This is a genomic window from Wenxinia saemankumensis (genome assembly GCF_900141735.1).
GTDB classification, from domain to species: Bacteria; Pseudomonadota; Alphaproteobacteria; order Rhodobacterales; family Rhodobacteraceae; genus Wenxinia; species Wenxinia saemankumensis.
Window position 1 is genome coordinate 81317 of sequence record NZ_FQYO01000002.1, and the last position, 22546, is coordinate 103862.

Genomic DNA, 22546 nt, shown 5'->3' on the forward strand with positions numbered 1-22546 from the left:
CCGGCGGGTGCCCGCCGCGCTAGTCCCGATGCGCGGCCGCGACCGCTAGGTTCCCCCGCGGCCCCGCTTCCGCATGGTACCGCGACGCGGAACCCCCCGCGCCTCCCGCCGCCTGCCGAACGGGTCCGCCCTTGCCGCCTGCCGGTCCGCGGGGCAGGGAGGCGGCATGCGCCTCCTCCTGCTCACCGCCCTCGCCATGGTCGCCTTCGCCGCGAACTCGGTGCTGAACCGCGCCGCCGTGGCGGGCGGGATGGATCCGGTGAGCTTCGCGGTGGTGCGGACCGTGACCGGGGCCGGGATGCTGGGCGCTCTCGCCCTCGTCCGGCGGGGCGATGCCCCCGGGCGGGGCAGCTGGGGCGGGGCCGCCTCGCTCGCGCTCTATCTCGGCGGGTTCTCCCTCGCCTATCTCGCGCTCGATGCCGGGACCGGGGCGCTGATCCTGTTCGGCGGCGTCCAGGTCGTCATGTTCGCCGCCGCCCTCGGACGCGAGGCGGTGCCGCCGCGCCGCTGGATCGGCGCCGGCATCGCGCTGGCCGGGCTGGTCGTGCTGCTGCTTCCGGGCGGGGGCGGGGCGCCGGACCCGCTCGGCGCGCTCGCGATGGGGGCCGCGGCGCTGGGTTGGGGGATCTACTCGCTGCTGGGACGGGCCGCGCGCGATCCGCTGGGGCAGAGCGCGGGCAATTTCCTGTGCGCCGTGCCGCTGGTCCTGCCGCTGCTGCTGATCGCGCCGGATCTCAGGGCGCCGCAAGCGGGGCTGATTCTGGCCGCGCTGTCGGGGGCCGTGACCTCCGGCCTCGGCTACGCCCTGTGGTATGCCGTGGTCCCGCGCCTCGGCGCGAGTCGGGCGGCGGTGGCCCAGCTCTGCGTTCCGGTGATCGCGGCGGCGGGGGGCGCCGCCCTGCTGGGAGAGGCGCCGGATGCCCGCTTCGCCGCCGCGGCGGCCCTGACGCTGGGGGGAATCGCGCTCTCGCTCGCGCCGCTTCGTGGCACCGGGACGCCCCCTCGCGCGTAGTCCGGGGGAACGCCACCCGGGACCGATCATGCAGCTCTTCCATTGCCCTGCCTGCGGGCAGACCCTCCATTTCGAGAACACGCGCTGCCTGAATTGCGGGCGTGACGTCGGATACGATCCCGACAGCGCCCGGATGGAGGCGGTGGAGCCCGACGGCCCGGTCTGGCGTCGCCCCGACGGCAGCGGCGGGCCCTGGCGGTTCTGCGAGAACTGGGAGCTGTCGGCCTGCAACTGGCTCGTCCCGGCCGGCGACAGCGCGATGTGCCGGGCCTGCCGCCACAACCGGACGATCCCCGGCCTGGCCGATCCGGGCAACCTGCTGCTCTGGCAGAAGATGGAAGGCGCGAAGCGGCGCCTGATCTACGCGCTGCTGCGGCTTGGGCAGGGGCCCGAACTGCCGGGGCCGCACGCGACCGAGCCGGTGATCTTCGACTTCCCCGCCGATCTGGGGGGGCAGGCGGCGATGACCGGCCACGCGGACGGCGTCATCACCATCGCGCTGGCCGAGGCCGACGATGCCGAGCGAGAGAGGCGCCGCACCCAGATGCACGAGCCCTACCGCACGCTTCTCGGCCATTTCCGGCACGAGATCGGGCACTGGTACTGGGATCGGCTGATCCGCGACGGCGGCCGGCTGGAGGCGTTCCGCGCCCTGTTCGGCGACGACCGAGCCGATTACGCCGAGGCGCTGCGGCGGAACTACGAGGTCGGCCCGCCCGCGGACTGGCAGGCGCGCCACGTCAGCACCTATGCCGCCTCGCATCCGTGGGAGGACTGGGCCGAGACCTTCGCCCATTACCTGCACATCGTCGACGCGATGGAGATGGCGCAGGCGATGCAGATCTCGGTCGGGGGCAGCATGCTGGGCCGCGACCCCTATCGAGGCGTCGCCACCTCGGACCTTCTCTCGGCCTGGATGCCGCTCTCGCTGGCGCTGAACGGGCTGAACCGCACGGTCGGCCTGAACGATCCCTATCCGTTCGTGCTGAGCGACGAGGTGCGGCGCAAGCTGGCCTTCGTGGCCGAGACGCTGGGCAACGAGGCGCAGCCGGCCGCCTGAGCTCCGGCCCCGGGGCCGGACGAGAAAGCCGCGCCCGGGCGGGCGCGGCTCGATCGTCTCGACGGGCCGGGCCGGGCGGGCCTAGTGCACCGTCATCGGCACCATGTCGTGCTGCCGGGCGAGGGTGAAGGCGAGCTTGCGGTCGGCGACCAGCGCGAGCTGCGCGCCCTTGCTGTCGTGGACGGCGAAGAGCTGGGTCAGCTCCCCGGCCTGCTCCTGCACCTCTTCGGGCAGGTCGGCCACGTCGACGGGCTTGACGTAGACGATGTTCTCGCCCGTCTCCTTGAGATCGCGGGGGGTCTTCATGTCTACACGCTCCTCTTGATGCGAATCGTCTGAACCACGGTGTCGGGTCGCTTGCGCGCGAGATCGACGTGGAGAAGGCCGCTCTCCAGCCGCGCCTCCCCCACCTCAACGCCGTCGGCCAGCACGAAGCTCCGCTGAAACTGCCGCGCGGCGATTCCGCGATGCAGGAAGACGCGTCCTTCGGTGTCGTCGGTCTGACGGCCCCGGATCACGAGCTGGTTGTCCTCGACCGTGATGGCGAGGTCGTCCTCGGCGAAGCCGGCGACGGCCAGGGTGATGCGGTAGCTCTCGGCCGAGGTCTGCTCGATGTTGAACGGGGGATAGCCCTCCGCGTGCTTCGCCGTGCGCTCGAGCAGGCGTTCCAGGTCCTCGAAGCCGAGGAGATGGGGATAGGCCCCGAGGGTGAGTTTCGTCATGGTCCGAGCCCTTGCGGTGAAGCGACATCGTGGGGCGCCCGTCCCGCTTCGCGGCGGCGGGGCCTGACCCGAATATGGGTGCCCCGCCGGAATCGTGCAAGGTGCGGGCGCCGCCGCGCATCCGCCCGCGAGGCGCGCGAAAATCCTTTGGATGGCGGCCACCTGCCGCTATGACCGGGTCATGAACATGTCCGCCGCCATGACCGAGACCGAGGTCCTCCGCGTGAAGCTGGAGGTGCTGCGCCGTGAGCACCGGGATCTCGACGAGGCGATCCACGCGCTCGAGGCGCGGGGCCCGGCCGCCGACGTGCTGACGATCCGCCGGCTCAAGAAGCAGAAGCTGGGGCTGAAGGATCGGATCGCGCAGCTCGAGGACCGGCTGACGCCCGACATCATCGCCTGACCGCCCCGCCCGGCCCGGGATGCCCCCGCCCCGCGGCGGGCCTCGTGCCGGGATGGTCGTGCGGGGCAGGCCGTCTTGATGCCGGGGGCGCCGGTCCGCTAGGACGGCCGCGGGGTCGCCGCGCCGCTGCGCCCTTCCGCCAAGGAGTGCCCGATGCCCGATCCCTCCCCCGATCCGCTGGTCGGCCTCGTCATGGGCAGCCAGTCCGACTGGCCGACCATGTCCGAAGCCGGCCGCATCCTGGACGAGCTCGGCGTGCCCTACGAGGCACGGATCGTCTCGGCCCATCGGACGCCGGACAGGCTCTGGTCCTACGGCACCGAGGCGGCGGGACGGGGGCTGAGGGCCATCGTGGCCGGCGCGGGCGGGGCGGCTCATCTGCCCGGCATGCTGGCCTCGAAGACGATCGTCCCGGTGATCGGCGTGCCGATCGAGACGCGCGCGCTGGGCGGGATCGATTCGCTCTATTCCATCGTGCAGATGCCGCGCGGCTTTCCCGTCGCCACGATGGCGATCGGGCAGGCGGGCGCGATCAATGCCGGGCTGATGGCGGCGGCGATCTGCGCCACCGCCGATCCCGCGCTGGCCGCCCGGCTGGAGGCCTGGCGTGCGGCGCTCGCCGCGTCGATCCCGGAGGTGCCGCGTGACGCATGATCCGCTCCGCCCCGGCGCCGTGATCGGCATCCTCGGCGGCGGCCAGCTCGGCCGCATGCTGTCGGTCGCCGCCGCGCGGCTGGGCTTTCGCTGCCACGTCTTCGAGCCGGGCGCCGAGCCGCCGGCGGGCGACGTCGCCTGGCGCACGACCACCGCCCCCTACGAGGACGAGATCGCGCTGCGCGCCTTCGCCGCCTCGGTCGATGTCGTGACCTACGAGTTCGAGAACGTGCCCGCCCGGGCGCTCGACCTGATCGAGAGTCTGGTGCCGATCCGTCCCGGGCGCCGCGCGCTCGCCACCTCGCAGGACCGGCTGACGGAGAAGACCTTCCTGCGGAATCTCGGCCTGGCCGTCGCCCCCTTCGCGCCCGTGGACGATCCGGCCTCGCTGCGGGCGGCGCTGGAGGAGATCGGCACGCCCGCGATCCTCAAGACCCGGCGGCTCGGCTACGACGGAAAGGGCCAGGCCCGCCTGTCGGGTCCGCAGGACGTGGAGGCCGCGCTCGCCGCCATGGCCGGCGCACCGGCGATCCTGGAAGGGTTCGTCGACTTCACGGCCGAGGTCTCGGTCATCGCGGCGCGGGGCGTGTCGGGCGAGGTCGCGGCCTACGACCCGGGCGAGAACGTGCACGAGGGCGGGATCCTGCGGACGACGACGGTTCCGTCCTCGCTCGATGCCGGACGGCGAACAGACGCGGTTCTGCTGGCGGCGCGGATCCTCAACGCGCTCGACCATGTCGGGGTGCTCGGGGTGGAGCTCTTCGTGACGCCGGGGGGGCTCGTGGTGAACGAGATCGCGCCCCGGGTGCACAATTCCGGGCACTGGACCCAGACCGGCTGCGTCATCGACCAGTTCGAGCAGCATGTCCGCGCGGTTGCGGGCTGGCCGCTGGGCGACGGGACGCGCCATTCCGACGTGGTGATGGAGAACCTGATCGGCGACGACATGGACCGGGTGCCGGACCTCGCGGCCTCGGGTGCGGCGCTGCATCTCTACGGCAAGGCCGAGGCGCGGCCCGGCCGCAAGATGGGCCACGCGAACCGGGTCACGGGGCCGGCGGGCTAGGCCGCCGGACGGCGCTCGGCTGGCGCCGTCGCCCCGCCCGCCATCCCGCCGGGCGCCCCGCCCCCGGCGTCGCGCGGGCCCTGTCGGGGCGCCGAGGTATTTGCGACCCTGCGAAGGAGGATGACGGCGCGCCCCCCAGGGCGGCCGCATCGACCCCGGCGATACGGGGGGGCGGCCTAGTCGCCGGGGCCGAACAGCGCCTCGCCCATGGTGAGGTCGGGATCGAAGGCGCCGGTGCGCAGGAAGCTCAGCACCTCGCCGATCACCAGCGGGTTGTTCATCATGAAGGTATGGCTGACCGGCAGGGTGATGTGGTCGGTCATCCCGTCGAGAAAGGTCGACGCGACCGAGACCTTGCCGTCGTCGGCGCCCGGGATCAGCGCGGAATAGACCGGGTTGAGCGAAGCGGTGCCGGCGATGATCCCGACCTCGTAATCGGGCAGGTCCGGCAGTTCGTTCGGCAGGCTGTCCGGACCGGTGCCGAGGGCGAGGCCCGCCGGGCCGTTGACCCATTCGAAGGGCTCGAACTCGCCGAAGACGTCGACCAGCTCGGAGCCCTGATTCGGCGGGGCGAGCATCACGACCCGGCCCATCCTCTCGGGCCGGTTCGCGCCGAGCCAGGCGCGGGCAAGGATTCCACCCATCGAATGGGTGACGAAGTTGACGCGCCGGCCGCCGCAGGCGGCGACGTCGCGCGCGACGTTCCTGGCGACCAGCGTCTCGATCGGGTCCTCGGTCGAGGGATAGCCCTCGTTCACGACGACGTAGCCGGCCTGTTCGAGCACCTCGGCCATCGGGGCGAGGGACAGCTCCCCCCGGGCGAGACCGTGCAGCAGGACGACGCATTCCGCCCCGGCCGGCGGGCCCCCGGTCCCGTCCTGAGCCTGGCTTCCGGGGGCCGCGCTGCAGGCGGCGAGGGCGAGGAGCAGGAGGAGGGCGGCGCGCATGGGGCGGATGTAGCACGGCGCGGGCGCCGGCCCATCCGTGCCGTGGGCCGGGGTCGGGCGGCCCGGATCGGACGCCGGGGCGGGACGCTCGCCAAGGGGGCCGTTCCGACCGGGCGCTGCGCCCCGGGCCTTGCGTCCCGCGCCGGGGCGGCGCATCGACGGGGCATGCGATCCGTCCGCCTCGCCGTGCGCGGCCTTCTGCTGCGCGACGACCGCCTGCTGGTGGTCAATGCCTATCCCGGCCGCGCCGACCTGTGGTGCGCGCCGGGCGGCGGGGCGGAGCCGCATGCCTCGCTTCCCGACAACCTGCGCCGCGAGTTCCACGAGGAGACGGGGCTCGAGGTGTCCGTCGGTGCGCCCTGCCTCGTCAACGAGTTCCACGACCCGGACGGGGCCTTCCACCAGGTCGATCTCTATTTCCGCGTCTCGCTGGTCGCGGGCGATCCGGAGGGCGACTGGGCCGATCCCGAGGGCGTGGTCAGCCTGCGCCGCTGGGCGAGCCGGGCGGAGCTGGCGACGCTGAGGGTCAAGCCGGACAGTCTCGCCGCCGTGGCCTGGCGTGACCCGGACGCCCCGGCCTACGACCCGCTCGAGCCGATCCTGCGCTGAGGGTCGATCCCCCTCTGGCATCCCGGCGCCGGATGCCGTTCTCTGGGGGCGGACAGGCAGGCGGGGGACGGACGTGACCGACAGCTCGGATATCGAGGCGCTGATCTCGCGCTGCGCCCTGCGCGACCGCGCGGCCTTCGCCGCGCTCTACGACGCGACCTCGGCGAAACTCTTCGGCGTCTGCCTCCGTATCCTGAGGGACAGGGGGCGGAGCGAGGATGCGCTGCAGGAGGCCTACGTGAAGATCTGGGCCAATGCCGAGCGCTACAGGCCGGGCGGGGCGCGTCCCATGACCTGGCTGATCACCATCGCCCGCAACGCCGCGATCGACGCGGTGCGGCGGCGGCGCGAGGACAGCGCCGCGGAGGGCGCTGCGGAAAGCCTGGTGGACCAGGCCGCCACGCCCGAGGGCGCGGCGCTGGACCGGGACGAGGCGCGGCGCGTCGTCGCCTGCATGGGCGAGCTGCCCGAGGACCGCCGCGCGGCGGTGCGGGGGGCCTATCTGGGGGGGCAGAGCTACGCCGACCTGGCCGAGGCCGCCGGCGTGCCGATCAACACGATGCGGAGCTGGCTGCGGCGGGCTCTCATCACCTTGCGGGAGTGCATGGCCCGATGACCATGACGGAGATGGACGACGACGACGCGGCCCTGGCCGGGGAATACGCGATCGGTCTGCTCGAGGGCGCCGAGGCCGCGGGGGCGCGGGTGCGCCTGCGCGAGGATCCGCGTTTCGCCGCCGCCGTCGCCGATTGGCGCGAGCGGCTGGTCCAGCTCGACGCCGACACGGCCGAGGTCGCGCCGCCGGCCCGGGTCTACGCCGCGATCGAGCGGCGTCTCTTCGGCGGGGCGGGGCCCGTGGGGGCCGGATCGGGACAGGGGGCGGCCGGCCGCGCGGCGGGCGGCCTCTGGCGCTGGCTCGCCGGGCTCGGCACAGCAGCGGCACTGGCCGTCGCCGTCTTCGTCGTCGTGCTGCCCAGTTCCGGCACGCCGCCGACCCTGCTGGCGAATCTCGCCAGCGAGGACGGCGCGCTGGCGCTGCGGGTGGGCGTGCTCGAGGATTTCTCGGCGATGCATGTCATCCTCGATGCGGGGGACGCGCCGGAGGGGCGGGTGCTGCAGCTCTGGGCCATTGCGGAAGGGCAGGCGCCCGTCTCGCTCGGCGTGGTGGAAAGCCGCGACTACTTCCTGCCCGATTACCCGCGCGACCTGGTGGAGCAGGGCATCACCCTCGCCGTGTCGGAGGAGCCCCCGGGCGGATCGCCGACCGGCCAGCCCACCGGCGCGGTGCTGGCGGCGGGCACGCTCGAGGACGTCTGAGCCGGACGCGCCGCCTCACCACGAACCTCGGGCGAGCAAGATCGAAGCGCGCGGTGCCGAAGCGGGCGGCCCCGAAGGGCGCGGGCCCGAAGCGCGCAGGGCAGGCCCGACCCATCACGGCAGCGTTATCGGCCGTGATGCCCCGTGTCGCAACGAAGGGCCCGCCCCGGGGTTCGTGCCCCGAGGCTGGCGGACTGGCTGCCGGCCAAGGACACGGAACGGAAACACAACATGCTCCGCACTCTCGCGACCTCCGCCACGCTCGCCGTCGTGATCGGCTCTTCCGCCTATGCCCAGGATCTCGACATCGTCCAGACCGCCCAGGCGACGCCGGACCTTTCGACCCTCGTGACCGCGGTCGAGGCCGCCGGCCTGGCCGAGACGCTGTCGGGCGAAGGTCCGTTCACCGTGTTCGCGCCCAGCAACGCCGCCTTCGAGGCGCTGCCCGAGGGCACGCTGGACACGCTGCTGGCCGATCCGGCGACGCTGGGCACGATCCTGCAGTGCCACGTCGTGGCCGGCGAGGTCTATTCCGAGGCGCTGATCGACATGATCCAGGCGCAGAACAACCGGGCGATGATCGAGACGCTGGGTGGCTGCATGCTGGAAGCCGAACTGACCGAGGCCAGCGGCACAGCCGAGGTGATGATCACCGACGAGAACGGCAACACGATCGGTCTCGGCGCGGTCGACATCGCGACCTCGAATGGCGTGGTCCACGTCATCGACGGCGTGATCATGCCCGCCATGTGATCTGCCGCCCCCGAGGGGGCAAGGAGCGCCGTCCCGGTTCGCACCGGGGCGGCGTTGCTGCGTTCGGGGCTGCCGTTAGGGCCGACGCCGCGGGACCCGGGGCCCGTCTCCGGCCCCCGGGGCGGGAGAGGCGTCGGGGCCCCCCAGAGCCCGGGATCGCCCGGGTGTCGATGGGGCGCATGAGGCGCCCGGCAAAGCATCACGCCCGCGTCAGAGATCGTGAAGCCGCGTGTCGAAACGCATCCCGGGAGGTCGGTGTTCGCCATTCGAGATCGACGGAGGGGCCGTCGGTCGTCAACACCGATTGGGAGATACCCATGATCCGCACTTTCGCGACCTCCGCCACGCTCGCCGTCGCTCTCGGTTCCGCCGCCCTCGCGCAGGATTCCGAGATGACCATCGTCGAGACCGCCCAGGCGACGGAAGACCTCTCCACCCTCGTCACCGCCGTCGAGGCTGCCGGCCTCGTCGAGACGTTGAACGGCGAAGGTCCGTTCACCGTGTTCGCGCCGACCAACGCGGCCTTCGACGCGCTGCCCGAGGGCACGCTCGACTCGCTGCTGGCCGATCCCGAAACGCTCGGCACCATCCTGCAATGCCACGTGGTCGAGGGCGAGGTGATGGCCGACGCGCTGGTCGGCATGATCGAGGATGACGGCGGCGAGCATGCCGTTCCGACCCTCGGCGGCTGCGAGCTGACCGCCGCGCTCGACGGCGAGAACGTCACCCTGACCGACGAGAACGGGACCACCGTCACCGTGACCATGGCCGACGTGGCCGCGTCGAACGGCGTCGTCCACGTGATCGACGGCGTGGTGCAGCCGGCGATGTGATCGACGGCCGTACTCGAGCGGACGCCACGTACCGCCCCCGGGGTTCGCCCCGGGCGGTTTTTCGTCGGAGCGGCGCTCGGGGACAGGTGCCGCGGATTCGGAGCCGCGCACAGGGTCGGCCCGCCGGGATGCGCCGGCCCCGTGCCTCCTTGCCCCCCTGCGCCGCCGGCCCCGGCCGTCAGGCCGGCGACCACGGCACGGGGGCGCCGGCGACGCGCAGCTCCGCCCCTTCCGCCCCCCAGGCGAACAGCGTCAGATGCGTCAGTTCGGGCCGCGAGCGCGAGGCGTAGAGCATCCCGTCGAGGCCGAGGGCGCGGATCCGGTCGCTGATGGCCCAGGTCGGCGACGGCTCGCCCCGGGCGCGCCAGTCCTGCCAGGTCGCTGCCCGGTGCGTCGTGTCGATCCCGAGGACGGCGCAGGCACCGGGATCGCGCAGGTCGACGATCCGGTCCGAGGTGACGTGCAGCCGGTAGAGGGCCCTTTCCGGGTCGCCCGGCGCGAGGTAGCGGCGGATCGCGATGCCGCAGCCTTCGGGCGTCTGCGACAGGTAGAGCGCCCTCTGCCCGGAATGATGCGATCGCCCTTCGGCCGCGCGGGCCGGGCCGAGGGGATCCGCCCCCTACGCCGGGAGCAGCCGCCAGTAGGGCCCGTCCACGCGGACGAGGCCGCTCACTCCGCCGCGTCGACGCCCGCGTCGACCACGCCTTCGCCCTCCGGCGCGCCGTAGCCCAGGGGCAGGGTCTCGTCCTTGCCGTCCTGCAGCCCGTGCTCGGCCAGGAACCGCTCGGCGTCGAGCGCGGCCATGCAGCCCATCCCGGCGCTCGTGACGGCCTGGCGGTAGACGTGGTCGGTCAGGTCCCCTGCGGCGAAGACGCCGGGGAACGAGGTGCGCGTGGTCCCGGCCTCGACCTTCACGTAGCCGCCGTTGTGCAGTTCCAGCTGATCCTTCACGAGTTCCGAGGCGGGCGCGTGGCCGATCGCCACGAAGACGCCCTTGGTCGGGATCGTCGTCACCTCGCCGGTCTCGACATGGCGGACCCTCACCGCCTCGACGCCCTTCGGATTGTCCTCGCCCACCACTTCCTCGAGCACGTGGTGCCAGAGGGTCTCGACCTTGGGGTGCTTCATCAGCCGGTCCTGCAGGATCTTCTCTGCCCGCAGCTCGTCGCGGCGATGGATCAGCGTGACCTTGCTGGCGAAGTTGGTCAGGAACAGCGCCTCCTCCACGGCGGTGTTGCCGCCGCCGATCACGACGATCTCCTGCCCGCGGTAGAAGAAGCCGTCGCAGGTCGCGCAAGCCGACACGCCGAAGCCCTTGAACTTCTCCTCGCTCTCCAGTCCCAGCCACTTCGCCCGGGCGCCGGTGGCGAGGATCACGGCCTCGGCATGGTAAACCTGTCCCGAATCGCAGGTCGCCACGAAGGGGCGCCGCGACAGGTCGAGATCGGTGACGAGGTCGGTCACGATCTCGGCCCCCATCGCCCTGGCATGCGCCTCCATCCGGACCATCAGCTCGGGGCCCTGCACCTCGGTATCGCCGGGCCAGTTCTCGACCTCGGTCGTGGTGGTGAGCTGGCCGCCCGGCTCCATCCCTTGAAGGAGCACGGGATTCAGCATCGCGCGGCTGGCATAGACCGCCGCCGTGTAACCGGCCGGGCCGGAGCCGACGATGAGCAGCTTGACGGAACGCGGATCGGACATGGGGGACTCCTCGGCAGGGTCCGGGCGATATAACCCCGGGGGGCCGGACCCGAAAGGGCCGGGGCGCAGCCCCGTCCATCCCGGGCCCGGGATCGGGCGACATCGCGGCCGGGCGCGGGGCCGGCCGAAGGCAGGACGAAGCCGCCACCCCCGCCTTACGATATTGCTCTCTTGTGCAAGATTGTTGCGGCTGGCGAGGCTGCGGGGTAAGAGCCGCAAAGACCCGAGAACGGAACGGAGGGGCCCATGCCCGGTGGCCGGCTGGACGAGATCGATCGCAGGATCCTGGCCGAACTGCAGGCCGACGGTCGGATGACCAATGTCGAGCTGGCGAGCCGCGTCGGGATCTCGGCACCGCCCTGTCTGCGCCGCGTCCGCGGGCTGGAAGAGCAGGGCTACATCCGGGGCTACCACGCCGACGTGGACCCGCACGAGCTGGGATTCGAGGTCCAGGTCTTTGCCATGGTCGGACTGCGCAGCCAGTCCGAGGCCGATCTCTCGGCCTTCGAGGAGAGGGTGCGCGGCTGGCCGCTGGTCCGCGAATGCCACATGCTGAACGGCGAGGTGGACTTCATCCTGAAATGCACCGCGCCCGACCTGCGGACCTTCCAGGCCTTCCTGACCGAGGAACTGACGGCCGCCCCGAACGTCGCCTCGGTCCGCACCAGCCTCGTGATCCGGCAGGGCAAGGACGAGCCGGGCGTTCCCTTCGACGTGCTGGAGGAGCGGGTCGTCCGCAAGGTCTGATCCGGGACACCGCTTGGCCGGCGGCGGCGGGCCCGTCGCGGACCGGGCCCGACACGGACCGGGCCCGACACGGACCGGGCCCGACACGGACCGGGCCTGTCACGGACCCGGCCTGTCACGGATCAGGCCACGTCGAACAGGTCCAGATCGCTGCGGCGCAGGCGCGGCATCATCGCCTCGCCGAAATCCGCAAGCTCGTCGACTTGCGGGAAGCAGGACAGGTAGAGACTGAGCATCTCGTGCCGCAGCCCCAGGAGATGCGCCGGCCCGGGATGGTGGCTCTCGCATTCGATGCCGTGGACGGACAGCCGCACATGCCCCTCGAAGCCCAGATGGAAGGCCTGGACCGGGCTCGCCGGTGAGAGCGCGACCACGTTGGCCCCGTCGATGAAGTCGCTGGCATAGATCAGGGCCCGCTCCGACCCGGTCAGCGTCCGCACCCCCGGGGCGCGGTGGATCAGTCGCGCCCGCGGGCCGAGGACCAGATCGGGCAGCGGGCGGGCCACGCCCAGCGCGTCGGCCGCTATGCGGGTGAGGCGCCCCATCTCGGGCGACTGGCCCTTGGCCCCCGACACGATCAGCGTCGAGCCCTTCCACAGGAGCGGCAGGAAACCGTGATCGACGGTCTTCACCCGGTCGCCGGGCAGCAGGTCCTCGACCGCGACCTGCCCCCGCTCGGTGGCGAAGAGCGTGCCGCGGGCGAAGGCGGCGAAGGCGTCCTCGAAGGCGGGGAGGGCCGGGACCAGCCGGCGCTGGTCGTCGATATCGCCATTCGGCGCGAGCGAGAGCACCTCGACGCGCCGCATCATCGGCGCCGGTCTGTCGGCGGCGGCGCTGCGCCCCGGCACGTGGGGTGCGGGCGTCGGGGCCGGGGCGGCACGAAAGGTCGGGCGCGGGGGCTGTGTCATCGACACCTCGTCGGGTTCGCTCGCCCGGGTCGGCCCCCACCGACAACGTCCGGGCATCGTTTCGCGTGAGTTGTCAGTCTCGTCTCCGGGGCGCCGCCTGTCAAAATCCGGCGTCGATTGGGGCATGCGCGCCGGCAATGCGGGGGCGGCAGGCAGGATCGTTGCCCGAACCCGCGCCGCCGCCACGATCCCGCCACAAAGCGATTCGTCGCGGATGCAGGGGCCGGGGGCCCTGGCCGTCCTGCGGCGCGTCCGGCTGCCGGGATCAGCCGGCGGCGCGCCGCGGCCCGGTCGGCACGGTCGTCCTGCGACGGCGAATGGCGGCCGCGCGCCGCAGGCCGCGTTCCCAGGGCATCCGGGTCTTCGAGGCGGCGGCATTGGCGGCGATGGCGGCGAGCCAGCGGGGCTTGGTCGTCATGGGTCCTGTCCCTCAGGGGGCGGCCCCTCCGGGCCGGTCGCGTCCAACCTTCGTCCCGCTTCGGGGCGGGGCGATGTCCGGGGTCGATCCATTCCGGGGCGCCGCCACGGCGCTGAGAGGGCGTGCCGCGCCCCAGCGCCTAGAGCCGGATGGCGGCGATCAGGCGACCATAATCGGCCTCGTTCCGGTGCGTCGCCCGCCGGTAGGAGAAGAAGCGCTCGGGATCGGCATAGGTGCAGTGGCGCGTCCAGCCGCGCCGCCCGATCCCGGCGCGGTCCAGACGCTGCAGCGCATAGCCCGGCAGATCGAACTGCCAGCGCCCGTCCTCTCCCGCGACGAAGAACCGGGCGCTGGTGGCCTCGTCCGCGAGGAAGGCGTCGCGGAAATCGGGCCCGACCTCGTAGGCGCACTGGCTGATCGTGGGGCCGATGGCGGCGCCGATGGCGGGACGCCGGGCGCCGAGCCGCTCCATCGCGTCGAGTGTCGCCTCGATCACGCCGCCCTTCGCGCCCTTCCACCCCGCATGGGCGGCGCCGATCACCCCGGCCTCCGGGTCCGCGAAGAGGATCGGCGCGCAATCGGCGGTCAGGATGGCCAGGGCCAGCCCCGGCCGGTCGGTCACCAGCGCGTCCGCCTCCGCCCCCGCTTCGCCGGGCGAGCGGATCGTCACCGCACGCGCGGAATGGACCTGCGTCACCCCGACGAGGTCCCCGGGGGCCACGTCCATCGCGGCGGCGACCCGCGCGCGGTTGATCGCCACGAGGTCCGACTGGTCGGACGAGCCGAAGCCGCAGTTCAGCCCCCGGAACACCCCCGAGGACGCGCCGCCCGCCCGGCCGAAGAATCCGTGCGTGACGTCGGCGAGGATAGGGGCGCTGATGATGTCGAGCGTCATCGGACCAGTCCGGGCGGTGGCGGGGCGTCGGGATGGGTCAGCCCCATCACCTTGAAGAGCAGACCCATCTCTTCGGGATGCGTCAACCGCCTGTGGGCCGCGACATGTGCCTCGAGGGCCGGGCCGGACAGCCCCCGGGCGAGGGCCTGCGCCCGCTGCGTGATCCCCAGCCGTTCGAGGAAGACGCCCTGCGGCGTCAGTCGGGTCGGCAGGGCGGGGGCGGCGGCGCGGGCGAGCGCCTCGAAATCGACATGGGCGGTCAGGTCGGATTCGCCGGGCCGGGCAAGCGGGTCGATCCGCGCGCCGCCCGACAGGGCCTGCAGCGTGTCCCCTTCCGACCCCCAGTCGCCGTAATCGACGATCAGCGCGGCGCCCCCCTGCGCCGCCAGCCGCCGACCGATCTCCGCCGCGATGGCGGCGCCCGGCGCGCAGGTCTCGACCAATCCGCCCGTCGCGACCCGGACCCCGGACAGCGCCTCGACCGGCGCGGCGGGGGACAGGCCGAAGGCGAGGGCGTCCCCCTCCAGCCCGACCATGCGCTCGCGCCATGTCCCGCCCTCGCCCTCGCCCTCGCGCACGAACTGCCGGATCGGCAGGGCGTCGAAGAACTCGTTGGCGACCAGGTAGAGCGGCCCCTCGGGCAGGTCCTCGGTCCGGGGATGGATCGCCGCGCCGGGCACCGCGCGCCGCTGCGCCTCCGCCAGGACGGGCGAGGCCTCGACCAGGTGCAGCTCCGCCGCCGCGACGAACCCGGGCACGCGGGCGGCGGCGCGCAGCAGGTCCGCCATCAGCGTCCCGCGCCCGGGGCCGAGCTCGGCCAGGACGATCCGGGGGGGCGATCCCTGGTCGATCCAGGCCTGCGCGAGGGCGAGGCCCAGCAGCTCTCCGAACATCTGGCTGATCTCGGGCGCGGTGACGAAATCGCCGGACGCGCCCAGCGGGTCGCGCGTCGCGTAATAGCCGTGGGCGGGATGCCAGAGGCAGGTCGCCATGAACTCGGCCACCGGGATCGGTCCGGTCGCGGCGATCCTCTCGGCCAGCAGCCGGGCGAGGGGGGGGACCCCGCCGCTCACGCCCGGCGCCGGGCGCGCAGGATCAGCCAGGCACCGACCAGAAGCATCGGCAGCGACAGCAGCTGCCCCATCGTGAGCCCGTAGCCGCCGACATGCAGCGCGAGGCCCAGCGGATTGCCGGGCGTCACGAACTGCGCGTCGGGCTGGCGCACGAATTCCACCGCGAACCGGGCGGCCCCGTAGCCGGCCAGGAACACGCCCGTCAGCAGCCACGGCGCCTTCAGGGCGCCCGCCCGGAAGGCGAGCCACAGCAGCATTGCGCCGAGGATCACCCCTTCCAGCGCCGCCTCGTAGAGCTGCGAGGGGTGCCGCGCGCAGAGCGTCTCGGCCGTGGCGCAGGCCTGCGCGGCCGGCCCGGGAAAGATCACCCCCCAGGGCAGGTCGGTCGGCCGGCCCCAGAGCTCGGCATTCACGAAATTGGCGATCCGCCCCAGCAGCAGCCCCGGCCAGGTGCCGAGCGCGATCACGTCGGCGGTCGAGCCGAGCTTGAGGCCCTGCGCCCTCGCATAGCCCCAGATCGCGGCCACGACGCCGAGGAAGCCGCCATGGAACGACATGCCCCCCTGCCAGACGAAGGGGATCTCCCACGGATGGGAGAGGTAGTAGCCCGGCTGGTAGAACAGGACGTAGCCCAGCCGTCCGCCGGCGATCACGCCGAGGATGATCCAGGTCATCAGGTTCTCGAACTGGGCGCCGGTCATCGGCGGCGCGTCCCGCCACAGGGCCGGCCGGCGCAGCGCGGCCAGCGCGATCCGCCAGCCGATCAGGATGCCGACGATATAGGCCAGCGCGTACCATCGCAGCGTGAACGAGAACGCCCCGAGGCTCAGGGTGAAGACATCGGGAGAGATGTCGGGAAAGGGAAGACCGGTCTGCATCGGCCCGCTTGTTCGGCCCAACCCGCCGCTTGTCAATCGCCGCCGCCCGCCCGCCTTGCCCCCGCCCGGGCCCGCGCCCATATCGGGCGAGGACCATACGCCCCATGACCCCATGCCCCTGAGGAGCCCGCCCATGCAGTCCCGGAACCGGATCTTCGACGACATCTCGCAGCTGATGACCAACGCGATGGGCGTCGCCCAGGGCGCGCGGGACGAGGCGAACAACGCGATGCGCGGCATGATGGACCGCTGGCTCGCCGACCGCGACCTCGTGACGCGCGAGGAATTCGATGCGGTCCGCGCGATGGCCCAGAAGGCGCGCGAGGAGAACGAGGCGCTGAAGGCCCGGATCGCCGCGCTCGAGGCCAGGACCTCGAACTGAGCGGCAGGTCGCCGCCCGGGCCCGCTTCCGGCCCGTTCCCGATCCGGCGCCGCCCGGATCGTGGCGGAACCGGGGCGGGTCTGCCCAGAAATGGCCCCGGCCGTTTACCCTGAACGCGGATGCCCGAAGGCGGCGTTCGGGTTAATGATGGGCCCGAGAGCCGGCAGAAGGCCGCTCCGCTGACGCCCGGACCGCCCCCCGAAGCGGGGGTCCTGGTCCGCGCCGGAACGGAGGGCCGACATGCGATTTCTCGTCACCACGACGACCTGGGCCGGGGAGACCACGGCAAACGCGCTCGAACGGGCGGGCTTTCCGCTCAGCCGGGCCGAGGACGGCGCCGATGCCGCCGATCTCGCCCGGCTGGTGCGGCACGACGCGGCGCTGATCGAGGCGGACCTTCCGGACATGGATGCCGCCGCGCTGATCCGCGCCATCATGCGCGACGCCCCGGACCTGCCGGTCCTCGTCAGCGGCGCACGCTCCGAACGGGCGGCCCCCCTGCTCGCCGCCGGAGCGGCCGCGGCGGTCGCGCCGGAAGGGGCGGGCGCCATCACCGCCCGGCTCGTCGCGGCCGCGCTGCGCGCGCAGGGCCATCCGCCGCCGCGCCTCGCCCTGGCGGGCGCGGTCTTCGACCCGGTCGCGCGCCGCGCGCAGACGAACGGCGAGGTTATCCCGCTTGCCCGGCTCGAATACGAACTACTCGAGCATCTGGCCCTGAACGCGGGCCGCGTCGTGTCGCGGTCCGCCCTCATGGACCAGCTCTACGGGCTGGACGAGGCGCCGAACGACCGCACGCTCGACGTCTACATCTTCGAGATCCGCAAGAAGATCGCCGCCGCGGGCGGCGACCCCGACCGGCTCCGCACGGTGCGCGGCCGGGGCCTGGTCTTCACGCCCCTGCCCGAGACAGAGGGCCCGCGCCGCCGTCAGAAGCGCGAGAGATACGCCGACAGGATGTCCCGCGCGGCCTGAAGGTCGCCCTTGTCGACCATCTCGGTCACGGTGTGGATGTAGCGGGTGCCCACGACGATCCCCACGGCGCGGGCGCCCGCCGCCGCTTGCTGCGCGGCGGCGCCGTCCTGGCCGCCCGCCGCCAGCATGGTGCGCTGGTAGGGGATGCCCTTCTCGACGGCGAGATCCTCGATCTCCTGCACCAGCGCCTTGTCGGCGATGAACGAGCTGTCGCGCACGTGCAGGCCGAAGCCCTTGCCCTGCGTGGTCGTCGCATCCTTGTCGGGAATGCCGGGCGTGTCGCAGGCCAGCGTCGTGTCGACGCCGATCCCGATATCGGGCCGCACCTTGTAGGCGGCCGTCCGCGCGCCGCGCAGGCCCACCTCCTCCTGGCAGGTGAAGGCGACGGTGATCTCGGCGCCGCGCCCGGCCTCCCCGTCCATCGCGCGGATCGCCTCGATCCCCAGCCAGCAGGCGACCCGGTTGTCCAGCGCCTTGGACACGATCTTGTCGCCCATCTCGATCAGCGGCTCGTCCATCACGACGTAATCGCCGACCCGCACCTTGTCCTTCGCGGCCTCGCCGAGGCCGGTATCGACGAAGAAATCGGTGACCTGCGGCACCTTCTTGCGATCCTCGGGCGAGGAGATGTGGATCGGCTTGCCGCCCGGGTTCATCACGCCCTTGAGGTCGCCGTCCCGGGTGCAGACCAGAACCCGGCGCGAGAACAGGTTGCGCGGATCGAAGCCCCCGACGGGCTGGACGTAGAGATAGCCCTTGTCGGTGATGTGGCTGACGAGGAAACCGATCTCGTCCATGTGGCAGAGCAGCATGACCTTGGGCGCGCCCTCGGACGCGGCGTCGCGGCGGCAGATGAGCGTGCCCATCGGGTCGGTCTCGACATGGTCGAACAGCCCCTCGATCTCGGAGGAGATGAGGTCGCGCACCCGCTCCTCGTTGCCGGGCACGCCGGGGGTCTCGCAGAGGCGTTTCAGCAGGTCGATGTTCATCGCTTGGCCTTTCCGGATTGTTCGGCGCGCAGCCTATCCCGCCGTTGCGCCGGCGCAACCATGCCGCCGGGGACGTTTTCCCCAAGAATTGACTTTACAGCCGACTCCCCGGGCCTCACCATATCTCGTGGGGGCGGACAGAAAAACCAACCGTCCCTAGCACAGGCACCCAGCGCTAGGCGGTCACGGATCGGCCCGGCGCACGAGCAGCGAGGCCGAGCATGTCCCTCACCGACTACTACGACGAGGCCGAGGTCGATCCGATCGACCTCGTGGAATCGATCGCCAGCCACAACGCCTGGGATTTCGACCGGGTGGCGCACGACCAGATCGCGATGGCGGTCGAGGGGCAGTGGCGGACCTACTCGATCACCCTGGCCTGGTCGGCCTTCGACCAGACGCTGCGCCTGATCTGCACCTTCGAGATGGAGCCGCCCGAGGAGCGGATGGCCGCGCTCTACGAGATGCTCAACGAGGTCAACGACCAGTGCTGGGCCGGGGGCTTCAGCTGGTGGGGCGAGCAGAAGCTGATGGTCTACCGCTACGGGCTGGTCCTGGCCGGTGACCAGGTCGCCTCGCCCGAGCAGATCGACACGATGATCTCGTCCGCGATCCAGTCCTCCGAGCGGTTCTACCCCGCCTTCCAGCTCGCGACCTGGGGCAACCGCCCGGCCCGCGATGCGATCCAGATCGCCATCGCCGGGGCCTACGGCACCGCCTGAGCGCCCCCGGGGCCGGGAGAGAGCCGGATCGCCGCCTCCCGGTCCGCCGCTTTCCCCGATCGGCAGCGCCCGCCCCCGCCCCGTTGCGGGCGGGATACAGGCCCCCGCCCGCGACGCGCAGCCCCCCTTATCTTGCTCCAAATACTCCGGGGGAGTCGCCGTCAGGCGACGGGGGCAGCGCCCCCTCCCGTACCCCGGCCGTTTCGCGTTGCGGCCGGGCCGGGGCCTTCCTAGGGTCCGGGCGCGACCGCAACGGGAGGGACGCGCATGGACGAGATCGCGACAGCGGGGCTGCTGCTGCTGGGCTGCGGCAGGATGGGCGGGGCGATGCTGGCCGGCTGGCTGGACCGGGGCCTGCCCCGGGCATCGGTCTGGGTGATCGACCCCGACCCGTCGGACTGGCTCTCCGGTCTCGGCGTACATCTGAACGAGGGCGTGCCGGAGGCGCCGGCCGTCGCGCTGATCGCGGTGAAGCCCCAGATGATGGGCGATGCGCTGCCGGCCGTGGCGGCGCTGGGCGGGGGCGGCACGCTGGTGATCTCGGTCGCGGCCGGCACGCCGATCTCCGCCTTCGAGGCGGCGTTCGGGGCGGGCACGCCCATCGTGCGGGCGATGCCGAACACCCCGGCCGCCGTGGGGCGGGGGATCACGGCCATCGTCGGCAATGCCGCCGCCTCCGACACCGATCTCGGCCGCGCCGAGACGCTGCTGAGCGCCGTGGGGCAGGTCGTCCGGCTGGAGGACGAGGGCCAGATGGACGCCGTCACCGGCGTCTCGGGGTCCGGCCCCGCCTACGTGTTCCACATGATCGAGGCGCTGACCGCCGCCGCCGAGGCCGAGGGTCTGCCCCCCGCCCTCGCCGCGCGGCTGGCGCAGGCGACCGTGGCCGGGGCGGGCGCTCTGGCCGAAGGGTCGCAGGACAGCCCCGCGCAGCTGCGCGTCAACGTCACCTCGCCGAACGGCACCACCCAGGCGGGGCTCGAGGTGCTGATGGCTGAATTGCCGGACCTGATGCGCCGGACCGTGTCTGCCGCGTCGCGCAGGAGCCGCGAGCTGCGCAATGGCTGACATCACCTTCGACGACTTCCTGAAGATCGAGATCAGCGTCGGCACGGTGATCCGCGCCGAACCCTTCCCCGAGGCCCGCAGGCCCGCGATCAAGATGTGGATCGATTTCGGCCCCGCGATCGGCGAGCGGAAGACCTCTGCCCAGGTGACGGCGCATTACGATCCCGAGGGGCTGGTGGGAAAGCAGGTGATGGCGGTGACGAATTTCCCGCCGCGCCAGATCGGCAGGTTCATGTCCGAGGTCCTGGTCCTCGGCCTGTCGGACGGGGAAGGGGGGATCGTGCTGATCGGCCCCGACCGGCCCGTCGCCAACGGGGAAAGGATGCATTGATGCGAGTGCTGATCACGCGGCAATTCGACGCGCAGGTCATGGCGCGCGCGGCGGAGGCGTTCGAGACCGTGGCGCTGGAGGGCGGCGCGCTGGACGAGGCCGCGATCGCCGACGCGCTCGTCACCTACGACGCGATCATGGGCACGGTGGGGGATGCCTTCACCGCCGGCGCCTTTGCCGGGGCGGGGGACGACCTGCGCTGCGGGATGATCGCCAACGTGGCGGTGGGCCACAACCATATCGATCTGGACGCGGCCAGGGCGGCCGGGGTGCTTGTGTCGAACACGCCGGACGTGCTGACCGACGCGACCGCCGATATCGGCTGGACGCTGCTTCTGTCCGCCGCGCGCCGCGCGGGCGAGGGGGAGCGGCTGGTCCGGTCCGGCCGCTGGGGCGGCTTCGCGCAGGACATGCTGGGGCTCCAGGTCACCGGCAAGACGCTCGGCATCGTCGGCATGGGCCGGATCGGTCAGGCGGTGGCGAAGCGCGGGCGGCTCGGCTTCGACATGGAGGTGCTGTTCCACAACCGCTCGCGCAAGGAGGTGCCGGGCGCGCGGCAGGTGGAGAGCCTCGAGGCGCTGATGGCTGCCGCGGATTTCGTCGTCGTCACGGTCCCCGGCGGGGCCGGGACACGAGGGCTGATCGGGCCGGAGGCCATCGCGCCGATGAAGCCGACCGGCATCCTCGTCAACATCGCCCGCGGCGAGGTGGTGGACGAGACCGCGCTGATCGAGGCGCTGGAGGAGGGCCGCATCGCCGGGGCCGGCCTCGACGTCTACGAGAACGAACCGGACGTGCCCGAACGGTTGCGGGCGCTGGAGAACGCGGTGCTGCTGCCGCATCTGGGCTCGGCCACGATCGAGACGCGGCGGGCCATGGGGATGATGGCGCTGGACAACCTGATCGCCTACGCCGAGGGGCGCCCGCCGCCTCAGGCGCTGGCCTGAGAACCGGTCCGGGGCTTCTCCCCGGACCCGCCGGCCGACGCTCCCCGCTGCGCGGGATCGCCCCGCCCGCCGTCCCGCATCGGCGCGTCCCCCGGACCGGCATCCCTCCGGCCGGCCGGTCGCCGCGGTATTTGCGACCCTGCGAAGGGGGGAGGTCGGCGCATCGTGCGGGGGGCGCGCATCGTCCGGGGCGCGGAGCGGCCACGGCGGCAGGCGGTCACGCCCCCATCGCGTCCCGCCAGTGCCGGCGGCAGAGCGGGACGTAGCGGTCGTTGCCGCCGATCTCCACCTGGTCGCCGGTCCGCGCGACGCTGCCGTCGGGCAGGCGGCGCACGACCATGGTCGCCTTGCGCCCGCAATGACAGATCGTGCGCACCTCGCGCATCTCGTCCGCCAGCGCCAGCAGGGCGGCCGAGCCGGGGAAGAGCTGGCCGCGGAAATCGGTGCGCAGCCCGTAGGCCATGACCGGGACGCCGAGATCGTCGACCGCGCGGGCGAGCTGCCAGACCTGCGGCTCGGTCAGGAACTGCGCCTCGTCGACGAAGGCGCAGGCGAGGTCGGACCGGTTTTGGCGGGCGGAGATCATCGCGAAGAGATCGTCCTGCGGGCCATAGGTCTGGGCCGGCTGGCCGATGCCGATCCGGCTGGCGATCCGCCCCTCGCCGGCACGGGTGTCGAGCCGGGCTGTCAGCAGCTGCACCCCCATGCCCCGCTCGACATAGTTGTGCGCCGCCTGCAGGAGCAGCGTCGACTTGCCGGCGTTCATCGTCGAGTAGTTGAAGTGCAGCTTGGCCATGATGCGGCTCTATCGCGCCGACATGCCGGAGGCGCAAGGGTCGGGCCCGGGAGGCCGGTGTGCGGGGGCGGTGCGGGACCGGGAATTGGCCGGGAGGGGGGCGGCGAACCCCCCCGCGGCCATGGCCGCGGGGGGGTCACTCGTGACGCCGGGCGCCGCACGCGGCGCCGCCCGCGACGCCATCGCCCGGGGCCCGCCCCGGGTCATTGCTCTGCATCAAGTTCCCGCAACGTCACCCGAAGGAAAACGTGCATTGCCGCAACTCGGCCGGGGGCCGGGCCGTGGGTCCTGTCGACCGGCAGGCGGGGGCGAGGCGCCCCCCGACGCCGAACGCCAACCCGCG

At 72.7% G+C, this 22546-nt stretch carries 28 protein-coding genes and 1 pseudogene; 17 read left to right on the forward strand and 12 right to left on the reverse strand.

Annotated features, from left to right (window positions below):
- The first annotated feature begins 166 nt into the window (after positions 1–166).
- Together BUE30_RS04150 and BUE30_RS04155 are read left to right on the forward strand one after the other, a co-directional pair.
- Positions 167–1012 carry an EamA family transporter gene (locus BUE30_RS04150; RefSeq protein WP_073326615.1) on the forward strand — a complete coding sequence of 282 codons (846 nt, stop codon included), beginning with the start codon at positions 167–169 and terminating at the stop codon, positions 1010–1012.
- Between the two features lie 28 nt (positions 1013–1040).
- Positions 1041–2072, forward strand: a complete 1032-nt coding sequence (locus BUE30_RS04155) for a zinc-binding metallopeptidase family protein (protein ID WP_073326616.1) — start codon at positions 1041–1043, stop codon at positions 2070–2072.
- An 81-nt stretch (positions 2073–2153) separates the two neighbouring features.
- On the opposite strand, the gene BUE30_RS04160 is transcribed toward BUE30_RS04155, so the two are convergent.
- Together BUE30_RS04160 and BUE30_RS04165 are read right to left on the reverse strand one after the other, a co-directional pair.
- On the reverse strand, positions 2154–2378 hold the full coding sequence (locus BUE30_RS04160; protein WP_073326617.1) for a DUF1150 family protein: 225 nt from the start codon (positions 2376–2378) through the stop codon (positions 2154–2156).
- A 2-nt stretch (positions 2379–2380) separates the two neighbouring features.
- Positions 2381–2794 carry an Hsp20 family protein gene (locus BUE30_RS04165; protein ID WP_073326618.1) on the reverse strand — a complete coding sequence of 138 codons (414 nt, stop codon included), beginning with the start codon at positions 2792–2794 and terminating at the stop codon, positions 2381–2383.
- Positions 2795–2975: 181 nt separating this feature from the next.
- On the opposite strand from BUE30_RS04165, the gene BUE30_RS04170 reads away from it, so the two are divergent.
- The 3 genes from BUE30_RS04170 (at position 2976) to BUE30_RS04180 (ending at position 4917) form a co-directional block, all read left to right on the forward strand.
- The gene (locus BUE30_RS04170; RefSeq protein ID WP_073327626.1) at positions 2976–3197 is read left to right on the forward strand and encodes a YdcH family protein; all 222 of its coding nucleotides are present in this window, start codon (positions 2976–2978) and stop codon (positions 3195–3197) included.
- Between the two features lie 153 nt (positions 3198–3350).
- Positions 3351–3851, forward strand: a complete 501-nt coding sequence (purE, locus tag BUE30_RS04175) for a 5-(carboxyamino)imidazole ribonucleotide mutase (protein ID WP_073326619.1) — start codon at positions 3351–3353, stop codon at positions 3849–3851.
- Positions 3841–4917 carry a 5-(carboxyamino)imidazole ribonucleotide synthase gene (locus BUE30_RS04180; protein WP_073326620.1) on the forward strand — a complete coding sequence of 359 codons (1077 nt, stop codon included), beginning with the start codon at positions 3841–3843 and terminating at the stop codon, positions 4915–4917. Before purE ends, BUE30_RS04180 begins: the two co-directional genes overlap by 11 nt.
- Before the next feature lie 176 nt (positions 4918–5093).
- Here the strand turns inward: BUE30_RS04180 and BUE30_RS04185 are convergent, their stop codons facing one another.
- Entirely contained in the window at positions 5094–5864 is a 771-nt protein-coding gene (locus tag BUE30_RS04185; RefSeq protein WP_073326621.1) for an esterase/lipase family protein, read from the reverse strand.
- 165 nt (positions 5865–6029) lie between these two features.
- On the opposite strand from BUE30_RS04185, the gene BUE30_RS04190 reads away from it, so the two are divergent.
- The 5 genes from BUE30_RS04190 to BUE30_RS04210 all read left to right on the forward strand — a co-directional run bounded on the left by BUE30_RS04190 (position 6030) and on the right by BUE30_RS04210 (position 9376).
- Positions 6030–6473 (forward strand): NUDIX domain-containing protein, encoded by a 444-nt coding sequence (locus BUE30_RS04190; protein ID WP_073326622.1) that lies wholly within the window; start codon positions 6030–6032, stop codon positions 6471–6473.
- A gap of 73 nt (positions 6474–6546) precedes the next feature.
- The gene (locus BUE30_RS04195) at positions 6547–7089 is read left to right on the forward strand and encodes a sigma-70 family RNA polymerase sigma factor (protein WP_073326623.1); all 543 of its coding nucleotides are present in this window, start codon (positions 6547–6549) and stop codon (positions 7087–7089) included.
- On the forward strand, positions 7086–7790 hold the full coding sequence (locus tag BUE30_RS04200) for an anti-sigma factor (RefSeq protein WP_083601119.1): 705 nt from the start codon (positions 7086–7088) through the stop codon (positions 7788–7790). Before BUE30_RS04195 ends, BUE30_RS04200 begins: the two co-directional genes overlap by 4 nt.
- 231 nt (positions 7791–8021) lie before the next feature.
- Positions 8022–8543, forward strand: a complete 522-nt coding sequence (locus tag BUE30_RS04205; RefSeq protein ID WP_073326624.1) for a fasciclin domain-containing protein — start codon at positions 8022–8024, stop codon at positions 8541–8543.
- 317 nt (positions 8544–8860) lie between these two features.
- A complete protein-coding gene (locus tag BUE30_RS04210) occupies positions 8861–9376 on the forward strand; it encodes a fasciclin domain-containing protein (RefSeq protein WP_073326625.1) in 516 nt (171 codons plus the stop codon).
- A gap of 178 nt (positions 9377–9554) precedes the next feature.
- Here the strand turns inward: BUE30_RS04210 and BUE30_RS04215 are convergent.
- Both BUE30_RS04215 and trxB read right to left on the reverse strand, forming a co-directional pair.
- A pseudogene (locus BUE30_RS04215) lies at positions 9555–9965 on the reverse strand (RES family NAD+ phosphorylase); the annotation flags it as partial.
- A gap of 80 nt (positions 9966–10045) precedes the next feature.
- Positions 10046–11077, reverse strand: coding sequence for a thioredoxin-disulfide reductase (trxB, locus tag BUE30_RS04220; RefSeq protein ID WP_073326626.1), 1032 nt, complete (start codon positions 11075–11077; stop codon positions 10046–10048).
- Positions 11078–11323: 246 nt separating this feature from the next.
- Between trxB and BUE30_RS04225 the strand changes: the two genes are divergently transcribed.
- Positions 11324–11824, forward strand: coding sequence for an Lrp/AsnC family transcriptional regulator (locus BUE30_RS04225; RefSeq protein ID WP_073326627.1), 501 nt, complete (start codon positions 11324–11326; stop codon positions 11822–11824).
- A gap of 122 nt (positions 11825–11946) precedes the next feature.
- Here the strand turns inward: BUE30_RS04225 and BUE30_RS04230 are convergent, their stop codons facing one another.
- From BUE30_RS04230 to lgt, 5 genes are all read right to left on the reverse strand, one after another.
- Entirely contained in the window at positions 11947–12633 is a 687-nt protein-coding gene (locus BUE30_RS04230) for a Hint domain-containing protein (RefSeq protein WP_244526269.1), read from the reverse strand.
- A gap of 364 nt (positions 12634–12997) precedes the next feature.
- Entirely contained in the window at positions 12998–13150 is a 153-nt protein-coding gene (locus BUE30_RS17725; protein WP_170865609.1) for a hypothetical protein, read from the reverse strand.
- Positions 13151–13289: 139 nt separating this feature from the next.
- Entirely contained in the window at positions 13290–14045 is a 756-nt protein-coding gene (gene pgeF, locus BUE30_RS04235; protein WP_073326628.1) for a peptidoglycan editing factor PgeF, read from the reverse strand.
- Entirely contained in the window at positions 14042–15118 is a 1077-nt protein-coding gene (locus BUE30_RS04240; RefSeq protein ID WP_073326629.1) for a class I SAM-dependent methyltransferase, read from the reverse strand. Before BUE30_RS04240 ends, pgeF begins: the two co-directional genes overlap by 4 nt.
- Positions 15115–15996, reverse strand: a complete 882-nt coding sequence (lgt, locus tag BUE30_RS04245; protein WP_073326630.1) for a prolipoprotein diacylglyceryl transferase — start codon at positions 15994–15996, stop codon at positions 15115–15117. Before lgt ends, BUE30_RS04240 begins: the two co-directional genes overlap by 4 nt.
- Before the next feature lie 133 nt (positions 15997–16129).
- On the opposite strand from lgt, the gene BUE30_RS04250 reads away from it, so the two are divergent.
- Entirely contained in the window at positions 16130–16378 is a 249-nt protein-coding gene (locus BUE30_RS04250) for an accessory factor UbiK family protein (RefSeq protein WP_073326631.1), read from the forward strand.
- A gap of 240 nt (positions 16379–16618) precedes the next feature.
- Positions 16619–17350, forward strand: coding sequence for a winged helix-turn-helix transcriptional regulator (locus BUE30_RS04255; RefSeq protein ID WP_073326632.1), 732 nt, complete (start codon positions 16619–16621; stop codon positions 17348–17350).
- On the opposite strand, the gene BUE30_RS04260 is transcribed toward BUE30_RS04255, so the two are convergent.
- On the reverse strand, positions 17305–18339 hold the full coding sequence (locus tag BUE30_RS04260) for a M42 family metallopeptidase (RefSeq protein WP_073326633.1): 1035 nt from the start codon (positions 18337–18339) through the stop codon (positions 17305–17307). The genes BUE30_RS04255 and BUE30_RS04260 overlap by 46 nt on opposite strands.
- A 221-nt stretch (positions 18340–18560) precedes the next feature.
- Between BUE30_RS04260 and BUE30_RS04265 the strand changes: the two genes are divergently transcribed.
- The 4 genes from BUE30_RS04265 (at position 18561) to BUE30_RS04280 (ending at position 21407) form a co-directional block, all read left to right on the forward strand.
- Positions 18561–19061, forward strand: a complete 501-nt coding sequence (locus tag BUE30_RS04265) for a type III secretion system chaperone family protein (protein ID WP_073326634.1) — start codon at positions 18561–18563, stop codon at positions 19059–19061.
- 267 nt (positions 19062–19328) lie between these two features.
- Complete coding sequence (proC, locus tag BUE30_RS04270) at positions 19329–20129, forward strand: pyrroline-5-carboxylate reductase (RefSeq protein ID WP_073326635.1); 801 nt, start codon at positions 19329–19331, stop codon at positions 20127–20129.
- Entirely contained in the window at positions 20122–20460 is a 339-nt protein-coding gene (locus tag BUE30_RS04275; RefSeq protein WP_073326636.1) for a tRNA-binding protein, read from the forward strand. The genes proC and BUE30_RS04275 overlap by 8 nt, the downstream gene beginning before the upstream one ends.
- Positions 20460–21407: a 2-hydroxyacid dehydrogenase gene (locus BUE30_RS04280; RefSeq protein ID WP_073326637.1), complete on the forward strand. Its 948-nt coding sequence runs from the start codon at positions 20460–20462 to the stop codon at positions 21405–21407. The genes BUE30_RS04275 and BUE30_RS04280 overlap by 1 nt, the downstream gene beginning before the upstream one ends.
- 217 nt (positions 21408–21624) lie before the next feature.
- Here BUE30_RS04280 and BUE30_RS04285 read toward each other — a convergent pair whose 3' ends face one another.
- Entirely contained in the window at positions 21625–22203 is a 579-nt protein-coding gene (locus tag BUE30_RS04285; protein WP_073326638.1) for a thymidine kinase, read from the reverse strand.
- Positions 22204–22546 lie beyond the last annotated feature (343 nt).